This window comes from Desulfothermus sp., from assembly GCF_053993635.1.
Genome location: NZ_JBMYBT010000085.1, coordinates 1 through 16,598, shown reverse-complemented (window position 1 = coordinate 16,598; position 16,598 = coordinate 1). Strand labels below are relative to the sequence as shown.

Genomic DNA, 16,598 nt, shown 5'->3' with positions numbered 1-16,598 from the left:
ATAGGATTTTTAATTATGGGATTGTTAGATTTTTTTAAGTCTTTTAAAAAAGACAAAGAACAAGATATAGACCTAGTTGGCCACAGCCTTGAAAATCTAAATATCGGCAGCGTAATTGAATTAGATGGTGAATCATGGGAAGTAAAATCCAAGGGATACTATGATTATGGAGATGAAAAAGAATGGGACTATAAAATCCAGTCCCCTACCAGAGAAGGGTATTTAAACAAGGACGATGAAGGGATATATTTTTTTGTAAGGGGGGATTTAAATAAGTTATCTATTAATTTATTTGATTTTCTTAATACCCATGATGACCTGCCATCACAGATCTTATTTGATGGAAAACCTTATACGTTAAAGTTTTCTGGGGCAGCATATTATTGTGTTGAAAACAAGAGAACTCCAGTTGTTATATGGGATTTTGAAGATAATGAAGGAAATATCTTAGAGATACTCCAATGGTCAGACCAAGACTTTGAAATATTTTTAGGCAGACCACTACAAGAATGGGAAATTGAAGATGTCTTTTCTAAAAAATAATAAAGGGATCTCTTTTATTGGGGTAATAATTATAATAATAATTTTGTTTATTATAATCACTGTGATCTCTTCAATATACTCTTTTGTCCGTCCAAGAATTTGGCCAGGATATTATGGTTATCCAGGATATTATTACGGTTCCACTTATTATGGGGATCATAGATACAAAGACAACTACTCGAAAAAATATCCCACAACATCCAAGGATTCAAAATTTAATGAAAGGTTTTCGTCAAAGTCAAAGTCCTCATCTTTTGCATCTAGATTTTCTTCAAAATACAATAGAAGTAGAGTATCAGGATTTAGATCATCAGGATTTTTTGGAGGTAAATAAATGATTTCAACAGTAAATTTAGTGGCAATATTGGCATGGACATTTATATGGATTATAATAGGAAAATTTGTGTTTGATAAAATTTACTATAAAAAAATTTCCCTGGAAATGGAATTGCTCTCAAAAAATAATATGGCACTTGCAATATCATTCTCAGGATTCATACTCGGCTTTTCCATTGCTTTAATACATTCCATTGATCCCATATATCCTATTTATATAAACGGAATAACAGGCACTCTAATGATAGTATTAATCTTACTATTCACCAGGATATTTGACTGGATATTTCTACAAAAAATTGACTTGCCAACAGAAATAATTGACCACAACAACCATGCATCAGGACTTGTTGAAGGTAGTTTTTTTCTATCAATGGGACTGGTTATATCTGGAGCATTCTCAGGTTATGATATTATAACATCATGGTCTTATATGTACTTTGAATCTATTTTATATTGTCTCTTGGGAATAATTCTCCTCTTTATAAGCTCTATAATCCTTTCTTTTATACTTAAGGTTAATATGCAAAAGGAGCTTTTAAAAAATAACAGTGCTGTTGCAATTAGCTTTTCAGGGATTTTCATAGCAACAGCTATGGTGATTAAAGATGCCATCTCAGGGCCTACACAAGATAAAATATTATATGATATTTTAATTACCTTACTTGATTGGATTGTTGCTCTGGCTATAATGGTTATCTTATTCTTTTTGTTTGACTTAGTACTATTTAGAAAATTCTCTTTTAAAGAAGAATTAAAAGAACCAAATATTGGTGCTGGAATTATAATTGGTATTATATTTATCTCTTCTGCCTTAATCTCGTCTCTCATCATACCGTGATAAGCAAAAAAACTACCTTAAAACTCTGCATCTTTTTTACAGGATTTGCAGGTATTGTTGCAGAATACCTGCTATCTACCCTTGCATCATACTTACTTGGCGATACCATATTCCAATGGACAATGACTATCTCTATAATGCTTCTTGCCATGGGAATAGGTGCAAGGATAAGCAAAAAGATAAAAAAACAGGATTTAGTTAATTCTCTTATATTGATTGAAATATGTATTAGTCTCACTGTTAGTTTTTCTGTGTACTTATCCTATCTCCAGGCCCCATACTCAGATAGACTCTCTTTTTTCATCTATTTTATGTGCTTCTTAGTGGGTAGTTTAATTGGAATGGAAATACCGCTGGCAGTCAGGATAAATGACTCTTTTGAAGAGCTAAAGGAAAATATCTCCAACATCCTTGAAAAGGACTATCTTGGAGCCCTCCCTGGTGGTATTTTATATGGTTATTTTTTTCTTCCCAAATTAGGACTTATCTATACTCCAATTATTGTAGGGTCTATTAATTTATTAGTCGCAGGACTAATTTTTATTAGTTTTTCAAAACAGATATCAAAAAAAATTTTATCATTGTATATCCTATCCATCCTAATAATAGGAATTTTTACCCTTATTGCAAAACCTATTTATTTAAAGGCTGAACAAAAGTTTTATAGGGACCCAATTGTTTCAATTAAACAAACCAAATATCAGAAGATCGTCTTAACTAAATGGCAAAATGACTATCTCCTTTATTTAGACGGACATCTTCAACTAAACACTGTTGATGAAAAAAGATATCATGAACCAATTGTGCATATACCAGTCAGTATTGTTAGACCTTCTAAAGTTCTGGTAATAGGAGGTGGAGATGGATGTGTAATAAGGGAGCTTGAGAAATACAAAAATATAAAAAAAATAGTATTAGTAGATTTAGACAAGGAATTTGTGGAATTTTCAAAAAATAATGTTATAATGAAAAAAATAAACAAAAATAGCTTTTTTGATAAAAGAGTAAAGGTTTATTTTGAAGATGGATTTAAGTTTGTTAAAGTTTATAATAAAAAAAATAGAGATGGTTTTGATTTAGTTATAGTAGATTTAACAGACCCACGAAATATAAGAAGTGCTAGACTATATACAAAGGAATTTTACACATTTTTATACAATATATTATCCCCAAAAGGAGCCATAATAACCCAGGCCTCTAGCCCATTTTTTGCAAAAAAGACATTTTGTTGCATTATAAAAACCATAGAATCAGCTAATTTTTATGCATATCCAATGCGCATTTCTATTCCATCCTTTGGTGAATGGGGATTTGTCTTGGGAATAAAGGAAAATATACCACTTCAACGATTAAAAAAAATTATCTATAAAAATTTTAATGAAGTATATACCAATTATTTGACAAAAGAGATGGCTATATCCATTTTTAACATGCCCAAAGATTTTAGTTGTAACAACATAAAAATAAATACCCTAATAAATCCTATAATAATACAATATTATAATGATAAGATGTGGGACCTGCTCTAAGTAACCTCTCCCTTGTGAGGAAAGGGCTCAAAATGTCCTGGATCTCGTCAATAAATATAAAACAGATGGTGTAATATTCTACAACCTTACATTTTATCAGCCATATGCCCAAGAAAATATGAAATTGGCATCAATGCTAAGTAAAAAAAATATACCCACATTAAATATCGAAACAGATTATAGCATGGAGGATGTGGGACAATTAAAAACAAGGGTAGAAGCATTTATTGAAATGATTTCCAATAAATAAGATTTGTCTTGCCAGTCTAACTTCAAGGTTGGCAAGGCCCTGTATCACTGGATTTCCAAAAAAATTATATGGACAGGGAAATAAATCCCTGTCCTAAAAAATTAACCTTCTTTTGGTGCATAGTAACACCTTTTTGGAGATATCACTTCACCTTTTTCCCTAAGTTTTTTTATTATTTTAGAAACCTCTTTACTTTCTATACCAATTTCCTTGGCTATTTCTCCAGGTCTTACTGGTTTTCCAGCTTTTTTCATTGCTGAAAGTACCAATGTCTCCTTATCCTCCATATTGACCCCTCTTTATCAGTCTTTCCCCTTTTTAATATATCTGAACAAATCAACTAATCCCTATTTCTTGTTTAAATTTTTCAATCCCTACTTTATCTATGTAGGTTCCAATACGTCCAGGCTTATCCTTCTCTTTAAAGGTATCAATTATCTTTTGAATGAGATTTAAGGCTGCATCATCACTTAGTTCTTGAGCAATAAGATCCGCAATTCTGGGCTTTGATCCTCCATTTCCACCAACTACTACCTGCCATCCCTTGCTTGTGCCAATGAGTCCAATATCCTTAAACCATGAATCAGCACAGCAGTTTGGACATCCTGAAACCCCAATCTTAAACTTTGCAGGTAAGTTATATGCGTGATATAATTCATCAAGCTTAAGTCCAACCTTAACAGAATCCTGCTTTCCCAATCTACAAAAAGTGGTTCCTGGACATATTTTAACACTTCTAACACACATACCAACAGCAGCAGCAGGCTTCATCCCAAGGTCTTTCCAGGCTTTTTCCAGATCCTCTTCTTGCAAGCCAACAATAGCAAGTCTCTGGGCACCAGTTACCTTAATTGCCTTTGCATTATACTTTTCTGCCACATCTGCGATTTTCCTGAGTGTCTCAGGTGTACAAATTCCCCCAGCGATATGGGGAACAATTGCATAAGTCTCTTTGTCTCTTTGTAAAACTGCACCCAAATCCAATCTGTCTTTTTTCGCCATATTCTACCTCCCTTGAAAATTTTTAAATCAAAATCGCAACTATCATAGCAAACAATATACCAAATTATAAAATTATGAATTTAACAATCGAAAAAAAAATAAAGGAGATGTCTCATTTTTCAATGAGACATCTCCTTTTTCTCAATGAGACACTACTTTTGAGACACCTTTAAACACTATTTCTTAAAAATCTGGGAAGGTCTTGTGGTATCTCCGCCTGTTCCTGGAAAATATTCGTATTTTTCTGCCTTTTTCCCTGTTTTTAAAAGTTCATTTGCTTCAGACATAAATTCATTAAAGTGTATTTTACACTCATAAAAACCATGCCACCAGCTATAATCTGGTGCCATCATAGCAGCACCCATCCTTGCCCTTCTTCCCTCATGGTGCCAGAGCTCATAAAATTTCCACTCTAGGTGTTCATCAAAAAATTTAGATTTATCTAGCAGACCTTTTTTATATAATTTGCCCAGCATTGCCTTTGCAGGCTTAAAGTAGTTTTCATTATAATTTTTTACAACTTCGTCCAATTTAACATAATGGTTATCTACCCAGCTTTTTGTATGACATTGCATACAAATTTCTTTCATTTTATCCCTTTCAACCTTCCAATTTGTCTTTGCTGGAAAAGGCTTAAAATTTTCAGGCCTAATTGTTAGGGGTGCCTGCAATTCCCAGGAAAGACGCTCAGTTACATCATGGGTGGTGAGTGCATTACCAGAGCCTGACATATGACAAGACGCACATGTAGGTGCTCTATAGTCTACCCCAGCAGTCCATGTGCCTGGAGCAGCATTAAAATTGTATTCTTGTTTAAATGCATCGTATATCTCGCCATGTTTTGACTCTGTAAATATTTCTATTTGTGGATGATCAGGCCCTAGATGACACTGTCCACACGCCTCTGGCCTTCTGGCATCTGCAACAGAAAATCTATGCCGGGTATGACAACTTGTACAACTTCCCAAACTACCATCCAGGTTTAACCGCCCTACCCCAACATTTGGCCATGTGGATGCATCTGGAACTCCATCTTTATCCAATTTAACTACTGTTCCATGACAATAAAAACACCCAGCTGTTCTTTCCCAATCATTATTCATTCCCTTATTTAGCCATGGATCTAGTTTCCATATTATCTCAAGGGTATTTGCATGTTTACTTCTAGAGTATTCTTTGACTTCATCTGGATGACACCTGGAACAATCCTTTGGTGTGACTATTGTTGCAATGGGAACACGGTATTCTTTTCTTCCCCATTTTATGTCACTTCTTTCATATTGTTTAAAATGTCTTTTATTTACATCAGGATCATTTGGATCTGCCTTGTGGCAATCAATGCAGGTGATATTTGCATGTGCATGCCTTGAATTTGCCCAATCTACAAAAATTCCAGGAGTCTCTATTTTATGACATTCAATACACGCCTGGGCCTCCTTAGACATACTCCTTTCTAACCTGAATTCCTTAGCCTTACTTATGTTTTTTGCCCATACACTCCCTACCAAAAGTCCGCTACCTATAAAAAAAATACACAAAAGCCATTTTAACTTGCCAATCATACCTACCTCCTTTTTTTACATTTTACTTAAATTGTAATATCCCTTTTTATTGTGTACAAGATTCTGATGACAATCTGTACACTTCTTTTCATATCCTCTCCTTGGATACAATACAGTACGATGAGCAAGCATTGCACCCCGTTTGTTACTTATATAAAGAAGATTTCTATGGCATTTTAGGCATTGTTCATTTTTTATAGATAAATAGGCCTTTTTTCTGTTTTCTTCATGGTTATATTCTTTTACTGGATCATCATAAGTTAGATGGACAAAGATATCTTTAAGTCCATGGGTGGTTTTGGCAAAAAAGAAATTCCAGGTGTCTTGAGGTGCTGGTAAGTGACAATCCATGCAATCAACAACTATTCCCTTGGAATTAAAGGCATGGGAAGAGCTTTTCCATGTGTTATATGCATAACGAATCTCATGGCATGATGAACAAAAGCCAGGCGTGGAGGTCCTGACCATTGTATAGTACGTCATGCTAAAAAGGGGAAAGCCTACAAAAATTGCAATAAACAAGACTAAAAGGACATTCATAAAAATTTTCATATTAAACCCTCCTCTTGTTTTTATGAGAGCTTTATTTTTATTTTAACTGGTATTATATCTTTTTTCAACCTGAAAATTTATTAAAACACGTAATTTATTAACGTCAATTGGTATAATATGTGCTGTGTTGTTTTTAAACTTTATAGATAAAGGATAAAAAGCCATGAAACTTTCACCAATAGATGTGTATAGGGACATTTTGCCAAAGACAAATTGCAGGGATTGTGGAGAACTAACTTGCCTTGCCTTTGCAGTAAAAGTGGTCTCGGAAAATTTTCCACTTTCCAAATGCCCTCATATTTCCAAAGATTCCATAGAAAAGTATGAAAAAATACTAAAAGAACAACACAGTAAAGGGATTTTTGCCAAAAAGGATCCTGCAAAAGAGGCCTTAATATGGGCAAAACAAAGGGCTGCATCCACAGATTTAATGGATTTACCTCAAAGGATAGGCGGAGTGATTGTGGATTATAATGGTCAAAGGGCATTAAAACTCCCTTACTTTAACTCCTATGTCTACATTACTGAAAATGGAATTTTCTCTGAGTTAGGTGAACTAGAACACTATGAACAGGTATTTTTATACAACCATATTGCCCAGGGGGGAAAAAAGGATCCCACGGGAAAATTTGTTCCATTTCATGAACTTCCAAATACTGTGTCTAAGATTAAATCTTTAGAAAAACATATAAAAAGGCCTTTGGAAAATACATTTAAAAGAAAGGTCCAAGAGCTTAAAACTCGCGCTCTTAATATTGGTGCACTGGACTTAAGTTCAGATTATCCAACAGCTGATCTGGCTCTACTTTTCAAACCACTGCCAAAGGTACCAGTACTTTTGCTCTTTTGGGATGAGGAAAAAGGCGAAGAAGAGATGCCCGCACAGGTAAATATACTTTTTGATGAGACAATAATTGACCACCTTGATATTGAATCTATATTATTTTTACTTGAAAAACTGGTTAATTTGCTGACAAGTGAGTAGTTATCAAGATTTTTCCGTGGACTTATCTTTTTCTAGGTGTCTTAATCTTATTTCTCGTTTTACTTAAAGAGGAGGAAATTTTATGAAGATTTTAGGGATTCAGGGAAGCCCAAGGCTAAAGGGAAACACGAGTATTTTGCTTGATACATTTTTAGAAAAGGCACAAAAGATTGGGGCGAAACCAGAAAAAATTGAGGTAACAAAGAAAAACATCAAACCCTGTCTTGAGTGTGGGATATGTGATGACAAAGGATATTGTGTCCAGAAAGATGATATGCAAGGAATTTATCCCAAAATATGGGAATCTGATCTCATTATCTTAGCAACACCAATGTTTTTCTATGGCCCAACTGCACAGGTCAAGGCCTTAATTGATAGAACTCAAGCCTTGTGGGTAAGAAAGTATGTAAAAGGATTAGAAGATCCAGGAAGAAATAACCGAAAAGGTTTATTTATAGGTGTTGGCGCAACAAAGGGAAAAAACCTATTTGATGGCTCAAAATTAATTGCAAAATATTTTTTTGATGCTTGTGGCGCTTCTTATTTAGACGATATTTGCGTAAGACAGGTAGAAAAACCTGGAGATATAAACAAATTTCCTGAAATCCTAGAACAAACACAAAAAAAGGCTGAACAAATTTGCAAAACATATCTTCAAAGAAAAAAAATCATCTTTGTGTGCAGAGAAAATGCATGTAGAAGCCAGATGTCATGGGCATTTTTTAAAAAATTTTATGGAGATGAGTTTGATGTTAGATCAGCAGGCTCTAAGCCAGCAGAAAAGATAAATCCCAAAATGATACAGGTCATGGAAGAAATAGGGATTGATATGGCCTATATAAAACCAAAATCACTAGAGGATTTATTAAAAGAATTCACGCCAAAGTTTTTGGTCTCAATGGGTTGTGAAGAGCAGTGTCCATATATACCTGGAGTTAATAAAATTGAATGGGACATAGAGGATCCAGCAGACAAGGACATAGAATTTATGAGAAAAACTAGAGATGAAATCTTAAGTAAAGTAAAAAAACTCTATCAAGAGATAAAGACCAAATAAATGTCTCAAATGCAAAATGAGACAATAGTGTCTCTGCCTGAGAATGCAATAAAAACAAAAAAAAGACGAAATAATGTATCATAAAAATTATACACATTTCTTTTAAGACATAAAAATGCTCTACTTTAAACTTTTTATTTTTGGCATATTAGTTGCTGAAAAGGTAATATCACAAAACTTTTTATAAACGTTAAGTAAAGATTATGCAGAAAGAAATTTACCATTCTATTGAAAAAGAAGAAAAAATAAAGTATCTAAAAAAGGTAGAGGCCCTGATTCAAGATATGCTTGAGATATCTAACAATGGAATTAGTAAATTCAATGATGAAGATCTGCTTATACTTTGTGGCCTAATCAGGGATTGTGCGTTTAAGATCAAGAAAAAACTAAAAAATTAAAAAAGGGGAGGTTCATTTATGCCAAGTTTAAAAGGAACAAAAACAGAAAAAAATATCTTGACTGCCTTTGCTGGAGAGTCACAAGCAAGGAATCGTTATACATATTTCGCTTCCCAGGCCAAAAAGGAAGGCTATGTGCAGATTGCCAAGATATTTGAAGAAACAGCTAATCAAGAAAAAGAACATGCAAAGAGACTCTTTAAATTATTAGAAGGTGGAGAAGTAGAAATCACTGGTTCATTTCCAGCTGGAAAAATTGGTTCAACATTAGAAAACTTAAAGGCCTCTGCTGAAGGTGAAAATTATGAGCATACAAAGATGTATCCTGAGTTTGCAAAAATCGCCCGTGAAGAAGGCTTTGAAGACATAGCAGAGGTCTTTGAAGCAATTGCTGTTGCAGAAGAGTTTCACGAAAAGAGATATAAAAAATTAGCTGAAAACATTGAAAAGGGTATGGTATTTAAAAAAGATGAGGAAGAGGTATGGAGATGCCAAAACTGTGGCTACATCCATAAAGGAAAAGAGGCGCCTGAGGTATGTCCAGCTTGTGCTCATCCAAAGGCACATTTTGAGTTGGTTTGTGAAAATTATTAAAAAATATTAAAACTAATGGAGGAATAAATCATGGCTCAAAGGTATGAAATTTACAAATGTAATGTGTGTGGAAATATTGTTGCTGTCTTACAGGGAGGAAAGGGACAGCTTGTATGCTGCAACCAACCTATGGTTCTCTTAAAAGAAGGTGCAGAGGATGCAGCATTGGAAAAACATGTACCTGTAATTGAAAAGATTGATAATGGCTACAAGGTAAAAGTAGGCAGTGTAGCACATCCAATGGAAGAAAAACACTATATTCAATGGATTGAATTGATTGCTGACGGTACATCTTATTATAAATTTTTAAATCCTGGCGATGCCCCAGAAGCTGTATTTTGCGTTGAAGCAGATAAGGTAGTCGCAAGAGAATACTGTAATTTGCATGGACTTTGGAAGGCCGAACTATAAGGCAGGCAAACCTATGGCCAAACCAGAAGAAATGTATCAATGTCAGACCACAAATTGTGGTTATATTTACAACCCCGATAAGGGAGATAGAAAAGGAAAGATCCCAAAGGGCACAAAGTTTGAAGACCTGCCAGATGACTGGAGATGTCCAGTTTGCGGAGCTTCAAAAAAGGCATTTAAACCCCTGGCAGGAGAAGGTTCAGTATTAGGACAAAACAAATAAAAAGGAGTAGTGTTATGGAAAAATGGGTATGTGAAGTATGTGGCTATACTTATGATCCAGAAAAAGGAGACCCAGACAATGGAATTCAACCTGGAACAAAGTTTGAGGATTTACCCGATGACTGGACATGCCCTGTATGCGGGGCACCCAAAAGTGACTTTAATAAAGACTAACTTAATAAACCCAAAAGGCCCCTCTATATTTTTAGGGGCCTTTTTAATAATAAAAAAATGAATTCCAGAAAAATAAAGAAAAATATCTTAGAAATATTAGCAATAAAAGAATACCCTGAATTTCTAGATGATATTCTAAAATATCCACCCAAAAAGGCGTTGGGAGCTCTTTTTTCTGCAATAAACAACAAAAATGAAAAAGTAAAATGGCACGCTGTAACATGTTTTGGTGCTTTATTAAAAATCCTTTGTGCTGAAGATCCAGAATATGGAAGGGTCTTTATAAGAAGACTTATCTGGATGCTTAGTGATGAGTCTGGGGGAATCGGGTGGGGAGTTCCTGAAGTCATGGGAGAGGTATTATCTGAAGTGGACTACCTGGCTGAAGAGTTTTCCACTATTTTAATATATCAGATAATAGATCTCCCTGGAAGACCAGACGTCTTTTTAGAACATAAGCTTTTGAGGAGGGGAGGATACTGGGCAGTAGCCCGATTTTCTAAAAATCATCCCTTGATTGTAAAAACATATATTAACGATATATTAAACGCCTATATTAAAGAGACAGACCCCTATATACAACTTATGGGTCTATTGATATTTAAATTAACTGGGTTTAGCTGGCCTGGTGTAAAAGAATTTTTAAATAAAAACCAAAAAATTAAAATATACTGGGACTGCAAATTTCAGGAAATAACAATAAAAGATATGGCAAGAGAACTTATATAAACTTAAGGAGGAGTCATATGGATGTTGTATGGCTATCTAGATTACAATTTGCAATGGCTACAATGTTTCACTTTATATTTGTCCCATTAACCCTGGGCCTCTCAATTCTTGTGGCCATTATGGAGTGGAAGTATGTTTTAAGTGGAGATGAAGATTACAAGCGTATGGCAAAATTCTGGGGAAAACTATTTTTGATTAATTTTGCCCTTGGGGTAGTTACTGGCATTACCCTGGAATTCCAGTTTGGGACCAATTGGTCTAAATATTCCGAATATATGGGTGATATATTTGGGCCTCTACTTGCAATAGAGGCAACTGCAGCGTTTTTCTTGGAGTCCACATTTATTGCGGTGTGGGTCTTTGGATGGAATAAACTATCTCCTAAACTACATGCCCTATCAATCACCTTAGTAGCATTTGCATCTAGTTTGTCTGCCATATGGATACTCCTAGCAAATGGTTTTATGCAACATCCAGTTGGTTATGTGATTAGAAATGGAAGGGCAGAACTTAAGAGTTTTAAGGCGGTGGTAACAAATCCCTTTGCCTGGCAACAGATATTCCATACACTTTTGGGAGCATACGTGCTCGCTGGATTTTTTATACTTGGCATATCAAGCTATCACATCCTTAGGAAAAACGAGTTTAAATTCTTTGAAAAATCCTTTAAACTAGCATCAGTATGGACATTTGTGTTCTCTCTTTTGCTCGTATTTCAGGGACACATCCACGGTGGAGAGGTGGCATCTAAACAACCTGCAAAACTGGCTGCAATGGAATCCCATTGGGAGACAAAAAAATATGCCCCTATGTATCTCTTTTTAATTCCTGACGAACAACATGAAAAAAATAAAATTCAGATCTTACCTATTCCAGGTGTCTTAAGTATGCTCTCATTCCACCATCCATCAGCAGAAGTAAAGGGACTTAGAGACTTTCCAAGGGATGAAAGACCACCAGTGCTTTTAACCTTTTTATCTTTTAGACTTATGGTGGGCTTAGGCTTTTTATTCATTCTCATGGCCTTTTTTGCATGGAAAGAAAGAAATAATCTGGAAAATAATCCCAAAATAATAAAATATTTACCATGGGCAATTCCCCTTCCATATATTGCAATTGAAGCAGGTTGGATTGTAGCAGAAGTGGGCAGGCAGCCATGGATAGTTTATGGTATGCTCAAGACATCAGATGCAGTATCTCCAATAGCTGGGTCCCAGGTCTATTTTTCTCTTGTTCTCTTGACAATACTCTATACTTTCTTGGGTGCTGTTGATATATTCTTGCTCTTCAAATACGCAAAAAAAGGGCCTGAACCAATTGGTAGTTAAAAAATAAAAGGGAGGTAGATATGAATACCATATGGTTTTTACTCTGGGGAATTTTGTGGATTGTTTATTTTATCTTGGATGGATTTGACCTTGGGCTAGGAAGCTTGATGCCCTTTATTGCAAAAAATGAAGAAGAAAAAAGGATTATTTACAATGCAATAGGTCCTTTTTGGGACGGAAACGAAGTATGGTTAATTAGTGCAGGAGGAATCACCTTTGCCGCATTTCCAAAGACCTATGCAGTAATGTTCTCAGGACTCTATACAGCTCTTATGCTCCTTTTAGTTGCACTTATCATCAGGGGAGTTTGTTTTGAATTTAGAGGAAAGGTGGATAGCAAATTCTGGAAAGGAGTGTGGGATATTTGTTTTGTTGTAGGAAGTTTTTTACCTGCCCTGCTCCTTGGTGTTGCCTTTGCCAATATCTTTAAAGGAATACCTATTGATGAAAATGGGGTATTTCACGGAAATATCTTTACATTGTTAAATCCTTACGGACTAATTGGCGGTGTACTTTTTGTACTTTTATTCTTAGAACACGGAGCCCTATGGCTATGTATTAGGTCCACAGGAGATCTCCAGATTAGAGCTGCTGTAATTGCAACTCGCATATGGCAGGCAAAAGTGGTTGTTTTTGTCTTGTTTTTGGCTCTATCAGTCTTTGTCACTGATCTATTTGCAAACTATTTCCACCATATCTATCTCTTACCCATACTCATATTGCCTATTTATGGATTATTTTTGTCCAGAAATGCTATTGCTGCTCAAAAATGGATTAAAGCTTGGATTGGGTCAGCAATAACTATTGCAGGAACAACCCTTTTTGGACTCTTAGGAATTTATCCAGACATGCTGCCATCATCTATTGATCCAAAATATTCAGTGACAATTTATAACGGATCAGCATCTCCATTAACACTTAAAATAATGCTAATAGTTGCTCTTATCTTTGTGCCAATTGTAATCTTATACCAATTTTGGGTATACAAAAAATTTGCACACCCAATCACAAAAGACGATCTGGCATACGAAGAAGCATATTAACAAAAAAAGGAGGCTAAATAATGGGACCATTTAAAATTGCAGATAATATTTACTGGGTTGGTGCTGTAGACTGGAATATAAGAGACTTTCATGGTTATTCCACATATGAAGGTTCAACATACAATGCTTATTTAATTTTAGATGAAAAAATTACATTGATTGATACTGTTAAAGACAAATTATTTGACCAATTTATTTCAAATATTAGACAAGTAATAGACCCCAGGAAAATAGATATTGTGATAAGTAACCATACAGAGATGGATCATACTGGGTCATTACCAAGATTTATGCATATAATTGGAAAAGATAAGCCTATATATTGCTCAAAAATGGGCAAAAAGAATTTGAGTCTACATTTTGGAGATGGCTTTTACTACATCCCTGTTGCAGATGGAGATAAACTTAGCATTGGTAAAAGGGAATTAATGTTTATTGAAACAAGAATGCTTCACTGGCCAGATAGCATGTTCACATATATTCCAGAAGAAAAAATACTATTTTCCTCTGATGCATTTGGAGAACACTATGCCACATCCAGAAGATTTGATCATGAAGTAGATGAAGACGAGCTATTTAAACAGGCAAAAAAATATTATGCAAACATCCTCTTGCCATATTCTAACTTAGTCTTAAAATTATTTGAAAAAGTAAAAAAATTAAATTTAGAATTTAACATGATATGCCCTGACCATGGAGTAATCTGGACCAAACACATTGGTAAGATCATAGACCTATATGTAAAGTGGGCAGAGCAAAAACCCACTAAAAAGGCATTGGTGGTTTATGATACAATGTGGCATTCAACTGAAAAGATGGCAGAAACAATAGGAGAAACATTAAACAAGGAAGATATTGAAGTAAAGGTTATGAGTCTTAAATCATGGCATAGGAGCGATATTATAACAGAACTTATGGATGCAGGAGGTCTTTTAGTGGGTTCTCCAACATTAAATAACTCCATATTCCCAACTATTTCTGATTTTTTGACATATATGAAGGGTCTTAGACCCAAAAACAAATTAGGGGCAGCTTTTGGTTCATATGGATGGAGTGGAGAGGCCCCCAAAAAAGTGGAAGAAATTTTAAGAGAGGCAAATTTTGAAATTATAGCCCCAGCCCTTAAGATTCAGTATGTGCCCAATTCTAATGGCCTTAAGCAGTGCGAAGATTTGGGTAAACAGATGGCAGACAAATTAAAAAAATTAAATTAAAAAAGGAGGATGGGCCATGGAACAATTAAAAGATGAGTGCGTAACCCCAACAAAAGGGCCAATTTTTTCAACAGACAAATCAAAAGAGGAAAATCAAAATTTTACAGGAGGAGAGGATATGTTAATAAAAGTAGGAAAAGAAGCAATAGACTTTGAAACAAGTGCATTTGTTCCAGGATTTGGTTTTAAACCATTAAAACTTTCAGACTACAAAGGAAAGTGGATAGTACTTTGCTTCTATCCTGGAGATTTTACATTTGTCTGACCAACTGAGTTGGCTGCAGTTGCCAGCCTTTATGATGAGTTTAAGGCCCTTGGGGTGGAAATCATGGCAATTAGCACGGACAGCCGTTTTGTCCACAAGATATGGCAGGAAGAAGAACTCTCAAAAATGATTGAAGGTGGGGTACCATTTCCAATGCTATCTGATCCTGGTGGAAAGATTGGAAAAGTTTACGGAGTATATGACGAAGATGCTGGGGTAGATATTAGGGGAAGATTTATTATTGATCCTGACTTCAAGGTAAGGGCTATGGAAGTGCTTACCCCAGAAGTTGGCAGGAATCCTAAGGAGCTTTTAAGACAGATAAAGGCATTTCAGCATGTAGTTAAAACAGGCGAGGTCGCCCCATCTGGTTGGGAACCAGGAGATAAGACTTTGACTCCTGGCCCTGAGCTTGTTGGCAAGGTATGGGAAATATGGAAACCTTAAAATAAACATAAAACTTTATTAGGGGATATCAAATGGGATATCCCCTATTTTTTGGTGAGTTATGAAAATCTATTCATGGAATGTAAATGGATTTAGGGCTATAATTAAAAAGGGATTCTGGGACTGGCTAAACTCATGTAAAGGTGATATTGTGCTTATTCAGGAAATCAAGGCTGAAATTAGTCAAATACCCAAAAAAGAATTGGAAAAAAGAGATGGTTATAGCTTTATCTGGAATTCATCAAAAAAGAAAAAAGGGTATTCTGGGGTTGCAGTTTTTTATAAAAATAAACCAATAAGATATTCACTGGAATTCCCAGAAAAAAAATTCGCTGGAGAAGGAAGGGTCATAGAGCTGGAATATGATGACTTCTATCTTTTTAATATCTATTTTCCAAATGGTCAGATGAGTGAAGAAAGACTTAAATTTAAATTGGATTTTTATGACTATTTTTTAGATTATGTAGAAAAATTAAGAAAAAACAAACCAATTATAGTGGGAGGAGATTTTAATACTGCCCACACAGAAATAGACCTTGCCAATCCAAAAGAAAATTCCAATAGGTCAGGCTTTCTGCCCATTGAAAGGGCATGGATAGATAAATTTATAGCTACAGGTTACGTGGATACTTTCAGGATATTTGATAAAAGTCCAGGCAAATATACATGGTGGAGCTATAGATTTAATGCAAGAAAGAAAAATATAGGTTGGAGAATAGACTATTTTTTTGTATCAAAAGAGCTTTTACCTAGAGTAAAAAATGCATGGATTGAAGACAAAATAATGGGATCAGACCATTGTCCAATTGGTCTTGAAATAGAATAAAAAATATTTTTGTAAAATGAATAAAAGATATATCTTATCCGCAGATATTGGTGGAACCCACAGCAGATTTGGGTTATTTGAATTTCAAGGTAATGATGATTTAATCATACTAGATAAAATATGGCTTGACACAAAAAAGGCAAATTCTTTTGAAGAATTAATATTACAATTAAAAGACACAGCTTTTAAAAAAGCATTGGATATATGTGACATCACAGTTATTGCAGTAGCAGGCCCAGTAATAGACAACATATTTTCATCACCACCTAATATTAAATGGAACATAGATT

Annotated in this window: 22 protein-coding genes and 1 pseudogene; 19 read left to right on the top strand and 4 right to left on the bottom strand. The window is 34.9% G+C overall.

The features are described from left to right. The 5 genes and pseudogenes from ACY2V1_RS06745 to ACY2V1_RS06725 form a co-directional block, all read left to right on the top strand. Positions 1-543 (top strand): DUF4178 domain-containing protein (locus tag ACY2V1_RS06745; RefSeq protein ID WP_461834030.1); only part of this gene is annotated, 543 nt, incomplete at its 5' end. Next, entirely contained in the window at positions 524-877 is a 354-nt protein-coding gene (locus ACY2V1_RS06740; protein ID WP_461834029.1) for a hypothetical protein, read from the top strand. The genes ACY2V1_RS06745 and ACY2V1_RS06740, both read left to right, overlap by 20 nt. Further along, positions 878-1,720 carry a DUF350 domain-containing protein gene (locus ACY2V1_RS06735; RefSeq protein ID WP_461834028.1) on the top strand — a complete coding sequence of 281 codons (843 nt, stop codon included), beginning with the start codon at positions 878-880 and terminating at the stop codon, positions 1,718-1,720. It begins immediately after the preceding gene. Next, the gene (locus ACY2V1_RS06730; protein WP_461834027.1) at positions 1,717-3,249 is read left to right on the top strand and encodes a polyamine aminopropyltransferase; all 1,533 of its coding nucleotides are present in this window, start codon (positions 1,717-1,719) and stop codon (positions 3,247-3,249) included. The genes ACY2V1_RS06735 and ACY2V1_RS06730 overlap by 4 nt, the downstream gene beginning before the upstream one ends. Positions 3,250-3,274: 25 nt before the next feature. Continuing rightward, positions 3,275-3,499: pseudogene (locus tag ACY2V1_RS06725) on the top strand (2-hydroxyacyl-CoA dehydratase); the annotation flags it as partial. 101 nt (positions 3,500-3,600) lie between these two features. On the opposite strand, the gene ACY2V1_RS06720 reads toward ACY2V1_RS06725, so the two are convergent. The 4 genes from ACY2V1_RS06720 to ACY2V1_RS06705 form a co-directional block, all read right to left on the bottom strand. Then, positions 3,601-3,786: a MarR family transcriptional regulator gene (locus tag ACY2V1_RS06720; RefSeq protein ID WP_461834026.1), complete on the bottom strand. Its 186-nt coding sequence runs from the start codon at positions 3,784-3,786 to the stop codon at positions 3,601-3,603. 49 nt (positions 3,787-3,835) lie between these two features. Continuing rightward, positions 3,836-4,501 carry a ferredoxin-like domain-containing protein gene (locus tag ACY2V1_RS06715; RefSeq protein ID WP_461834025.1) on the bottom strand — a complete coding sequence of 222 codons (666 nt, stop codon included), beginning with the start codon at positions 4,499-4,501 and terminating at the stop codon, positions 3,836-3,838. Between the two features lie 176 nt (positions 4,502-4,677). Next, positions 4,678-6,063: a multiheme c-type cytochrome gene (locus tag ACY2V1_RS06710; RefSeq protein WP_461834024.1), complete on the bottom strand. Its 1,386-nt coding sequence runs from the start codon at positions 6,061-6,063 to the stop codon at positions 4,678-4,680. A gap of 15 nt (positions 6,064-6,078) precedes the next feature. Then, on the bottom strand, positions 6,079-6,615 hold the full coding sequence (locus ACY2V1_RS06705; protein ID WP_461834023.1) for a cytochrome c3 family protein: 537 nt from the start codon (positions 6,613-6,615) through the stop codon (positions 6,079-6,081). Between the two features lie 163 nt (positions 6,616-6,778). Between ACY2V1_RS06705 and ACY2V1_RS06700 the strand changes: the two genes are divergently transcribed. The 14 genes from ACY2V1_RS06700 to ACY2V1_RS06635 all read left to right on the top strand — a co-directional run. Then, positions 6,779-7,600 (top strand): DUF3786 domain-containing protein, encoded by an 822-nt coding sequence (locus ACY2V1_RS06700; RefSeq protein ID WP_461834022.1) that lies wholly within the window; start codon positions 6,779-6,781, stop codon positions 7,598-7,600. Positions 7,601-7,682: 82 nt separating this feature from the next. Then, the gene (locus ACY2V1_RS06695; protein ID WP_461834021.1) at positions 7,683-8,657 is read left to right on the top strand and encodes an NAD(P)H-dependent oxidoreductase; all 975 of its coding nucleotides are present in this window, start codon (positions 7,683-7,685) and stop codon (positions 8,655-8,657) included. Between the two features lie 203 nt (positions 8,658-8,860). Beyond that, the gene (locus ACY2V1_RS06690; protein WP_461834020.1) at positions 8,861-9,055 is read left to right on the top strand and encodes a hypothetical protein; all 195 of its coding nucleotides are present in this window, start codon (positions 8,861-8,863) and stop codon (positions 9,053-9,055) included. Positions 9,056-9,073: 18 nt separating this feature from the next. Continuing rightward, complete coding sequence (gene rbr, locus ACY2V1_RS06685) at positions 9,074-9,649, top strand: rubrerythrin (RefSeq protein ID WP_461834019.1); 576 nt, start codon at positions 9,074-9,076, stop codon at positions 9,647-9,649. A 30-nt stretch (positions 9,650-9,679) separates the two neighbouring features. Next, positions 9,680-10,060 carry a desulfoferrodoxin gene (locus ACY2V1_RS06680; RefSeq protein ID WP_461834018.1) on the top strand — a complete coding sequence of 127 codons (381 nt, stop codon included), beginning with the start codon at positions 9,680-9,682 and terminating at the stop codon, positions 10,058-10,060. A 13-nt stretch (positions 10,061-10,073) separates the two neighbouring features. After that, positions 10,074-10,283 carry a rubredoxin gene (locus ACY2V1_RS06675; RefSeq protein WP_459880694.1) on the top strand — a complete coding sequence of 70 codons (210 nt, stop codon included), beginning with the start codon at positions 10,074-10,076 and terminating at the stop codon, positions 10,281-10,283. A 14-nt stretch (positions 10,284-10,297) separates the two neighbouring features. Continuing rightward, positions 10,298-10,456: a rubredoxin gene (gene rd, locus ACY2V1_RS06670; RefSeq protein WP_461834017.1), complete on the top strand. Its 159-nt coding sequence runs from the start codon at positions 10,298-10,300 to the stop codon at positions 10,454-10,456. Positions 10,457-10,513: 57 nt separating this feature from the next. Continuing rightward, complete coding sequence (locus ACY2V1_RS06665; protein ID WP_461834016.1) at positions 10,514-11,185, top strand: DVU0298 family protein; 672 nt, start codon at positions 10,514-10,516, stop codon at positions 11,183-11,185. Positions 11,186-11,202: 17 nt separating this feature from the next. Then, positions 11,203-12,513, top strand: a complete 1,311-nt coding sequence (locus tag ACY2V1_RS06660) for a cytochrome ubiquinol oxidase subunit I (protein WP_461834015.1) — start codon at positions 11,203-11,205, stop codon at positions 12,511-12,513. A gap of 20 nt (positions 12,514-12,533) precedes the next feature. Next, positions 12,534-13,556, top strand: a complete 1,023-nt coding sequence (gene cydB / locus ACY2V1_RS06655; protein ID WP_461834014.1) for a cytochrome d ubiquinol oxidase subunit II — start codon at positions 12,534-12,536, stop codon at positions 13,554-13,556. A 20-nt stretch (positions 13,557-13,576) separates the two neighbouring features. After that, a complete protein-coding gene (locus tag ACY2V1_RS06650; RefSeq protein WP_461834013.1) occupies positions 13,577-14,770 on the top strand; it encodes an FprA family A-type flavoprotein in 1,194 nt (397 codons plus the stop codon). Between the two features lie 16 nt (positions 14,771-14,786). Next, complete coding sequence (prxU, locus tag ACY2V1_RS06645; protein ID WP_461834012.1) at positions 14,787-15,482, top strand: thioredoxin-dependent peroxiredoxin; 696 nt, start codon at positions 14,787-14,789, stop codon at positions 15,480-15,482. Positions 15,483-15,543: 61 nt separating this feature from the next. After that, complete coding sequence (locus ACY2V1_RS06640) at positions 15,544-16,308, top strand: exodeoxyribonuclease III (RefSeq protein WP_461834011.1); 765 nt, start codon at positions 15,544-15,546, stop codon at positions 16,306-16,308. Between the two features lie 16 nt (positions 16,309-16,324). Next, the coding region (locus tag ACY2V1_RS06635; RefSeq protein ID WP_461834010.1) for a glucokinase at positions 16,325-16,598 on the top strand (274 nt) is incomplete at its 3' end.

What these genes read in the sequence shown, in the direction of transcription:
- ACY2V1_RS06740 (WP_461834029.1), top strand. Translation starts at nt 524, where the DNA reads ATGTCTTTTCTAAAAAATAATAAAGGGATCTCTTTTATTGGGGTAATA.
- ACY2V1_RS06735 (WP_461834028.1), top strand. Translation starts at nt 878, where the DNA reads ATGATTTCAACAGTAAATTTAGTGGCAATATTGGCATGGACATTTATA.
- ACY2V1_RS06720 (WP_461834026.1), bottom strand. Translation starts at nt 3,786, where the DNA reads ATGGAGGATAAGGAGACATTGGTACTTTCAGCAATGAAAAAAGCTGGA.
- ACY2V1_RS06715 (WP_461834025.1), bottom strand. Translation starts at nt 4,501, where the DNA reads ATGGCGAAAAAAGACAGATTGGATTTGGGTGCAGTTTTACAAAGAGAC.
- ACY2V1_RS06710 (WP_461834024.1), bottom strand. Translation starts at nt 6,063, where the DNA reads ATGATTGGCAAGTTAAAATGGCTTTTGTGTATTTTTTTTATAGGTAGC.
- ACY2V1_RS06705 (WP_461834023.1), bottom strand. Translation starts at nt 6,615, where the DNA reads ATGAAAATTTTTATGAATGTCCTTTTAGTCTTGTTTATTGCAATTTTT.
- ACY2V1_RS06700 (WP_461834022.1), top strand. Translation starts at nt 6,779, where the DNA reads ATGAAACTTTCACCAATAGATGTGTATAGGGACATTTTGCCAAAGACA.
- ACY2V1_RS06695 (WP_461834021.1), top strand. Translation starts at nt 7,683, where the DNA reads ATGAAGATTTTAGGGATTCAGGGAAGCCCAAGGCTAAAGGGAAACACG.
- ACY2V1_RS06690 (WP_461834020.1), top strand. Translation starts at nt 8,861, where the DNA reads ATGCAGAAAGAAATTTACCATTCTATTGAAAAAGAAGAAAAAATAAAG.
- rbr (WP_461834019.1), top strand. Translation starts at nt 9,074, where the DNA reads ATGCCAAGTTTAAAAGGAACAAAAACAGAAAAAAATATCTTGACTGCC.
- ACY2V1_RS06680 (WP_461834018.1), top strand. Translation starts at nt 9,680, where the DNA reads ATGGCTCAAAGGTATGAAATTTACAAATGTAATGTGTGTGGAAATATT.
- ACY2V1_RS06675 (WP_459880694.1), top strand. Translation starts at nt 10,074, where the DNA reads ATGGCCAAACCAGAAGAAATGTATCAATGTCAGACCACAAATTGTGGT.
- rd (WP_461834017.1), top strand. Translation starts at nt 10,298, where the DNA reads ATGGAAAAATGGGTATGTGAAGTATGTGGCTATACTTATGATCCAGAA.
- ACY2V1_RS06665 (WP_461834016.1), top strand. Translation starts at nt 10,514, where the DNA reads ATGAATTCCAGAAAAATAAAGAAAAATATCTTAGAAATATTAGCAATA.
- ACY2V1_RS06660 (WP_461834015.1), top strand. Translation starts at nt 11,203, where the DNA reads ATGGATGTTGTATGGCTATCTAGATTACAATTTGCAATGGCTACAATG.
- cydB (WP_461834014.1), top strand. Translation starts at nt 12,534, where the DNA reads ATGAATACCATATGGTTTTTACTCTGGGGAATTTTGTGGATTGTTTAT.
- ACY2V1_RS06650 (WP_461834013.1), top strand. Translation starts at nt 13,577, where the DNA reads ATGGGACCATTTAAAATTGCAGATAATATTTACTGGGTTGGTGCTGTA.
- ACY2V1_RS06640 (WP_461834011.1), top strand. Translation starts at nt 15,544, where the DNA reads ATGAAAATCTATTCATGGAATGTAAATGGATTTAGGGCTATAATTAAA.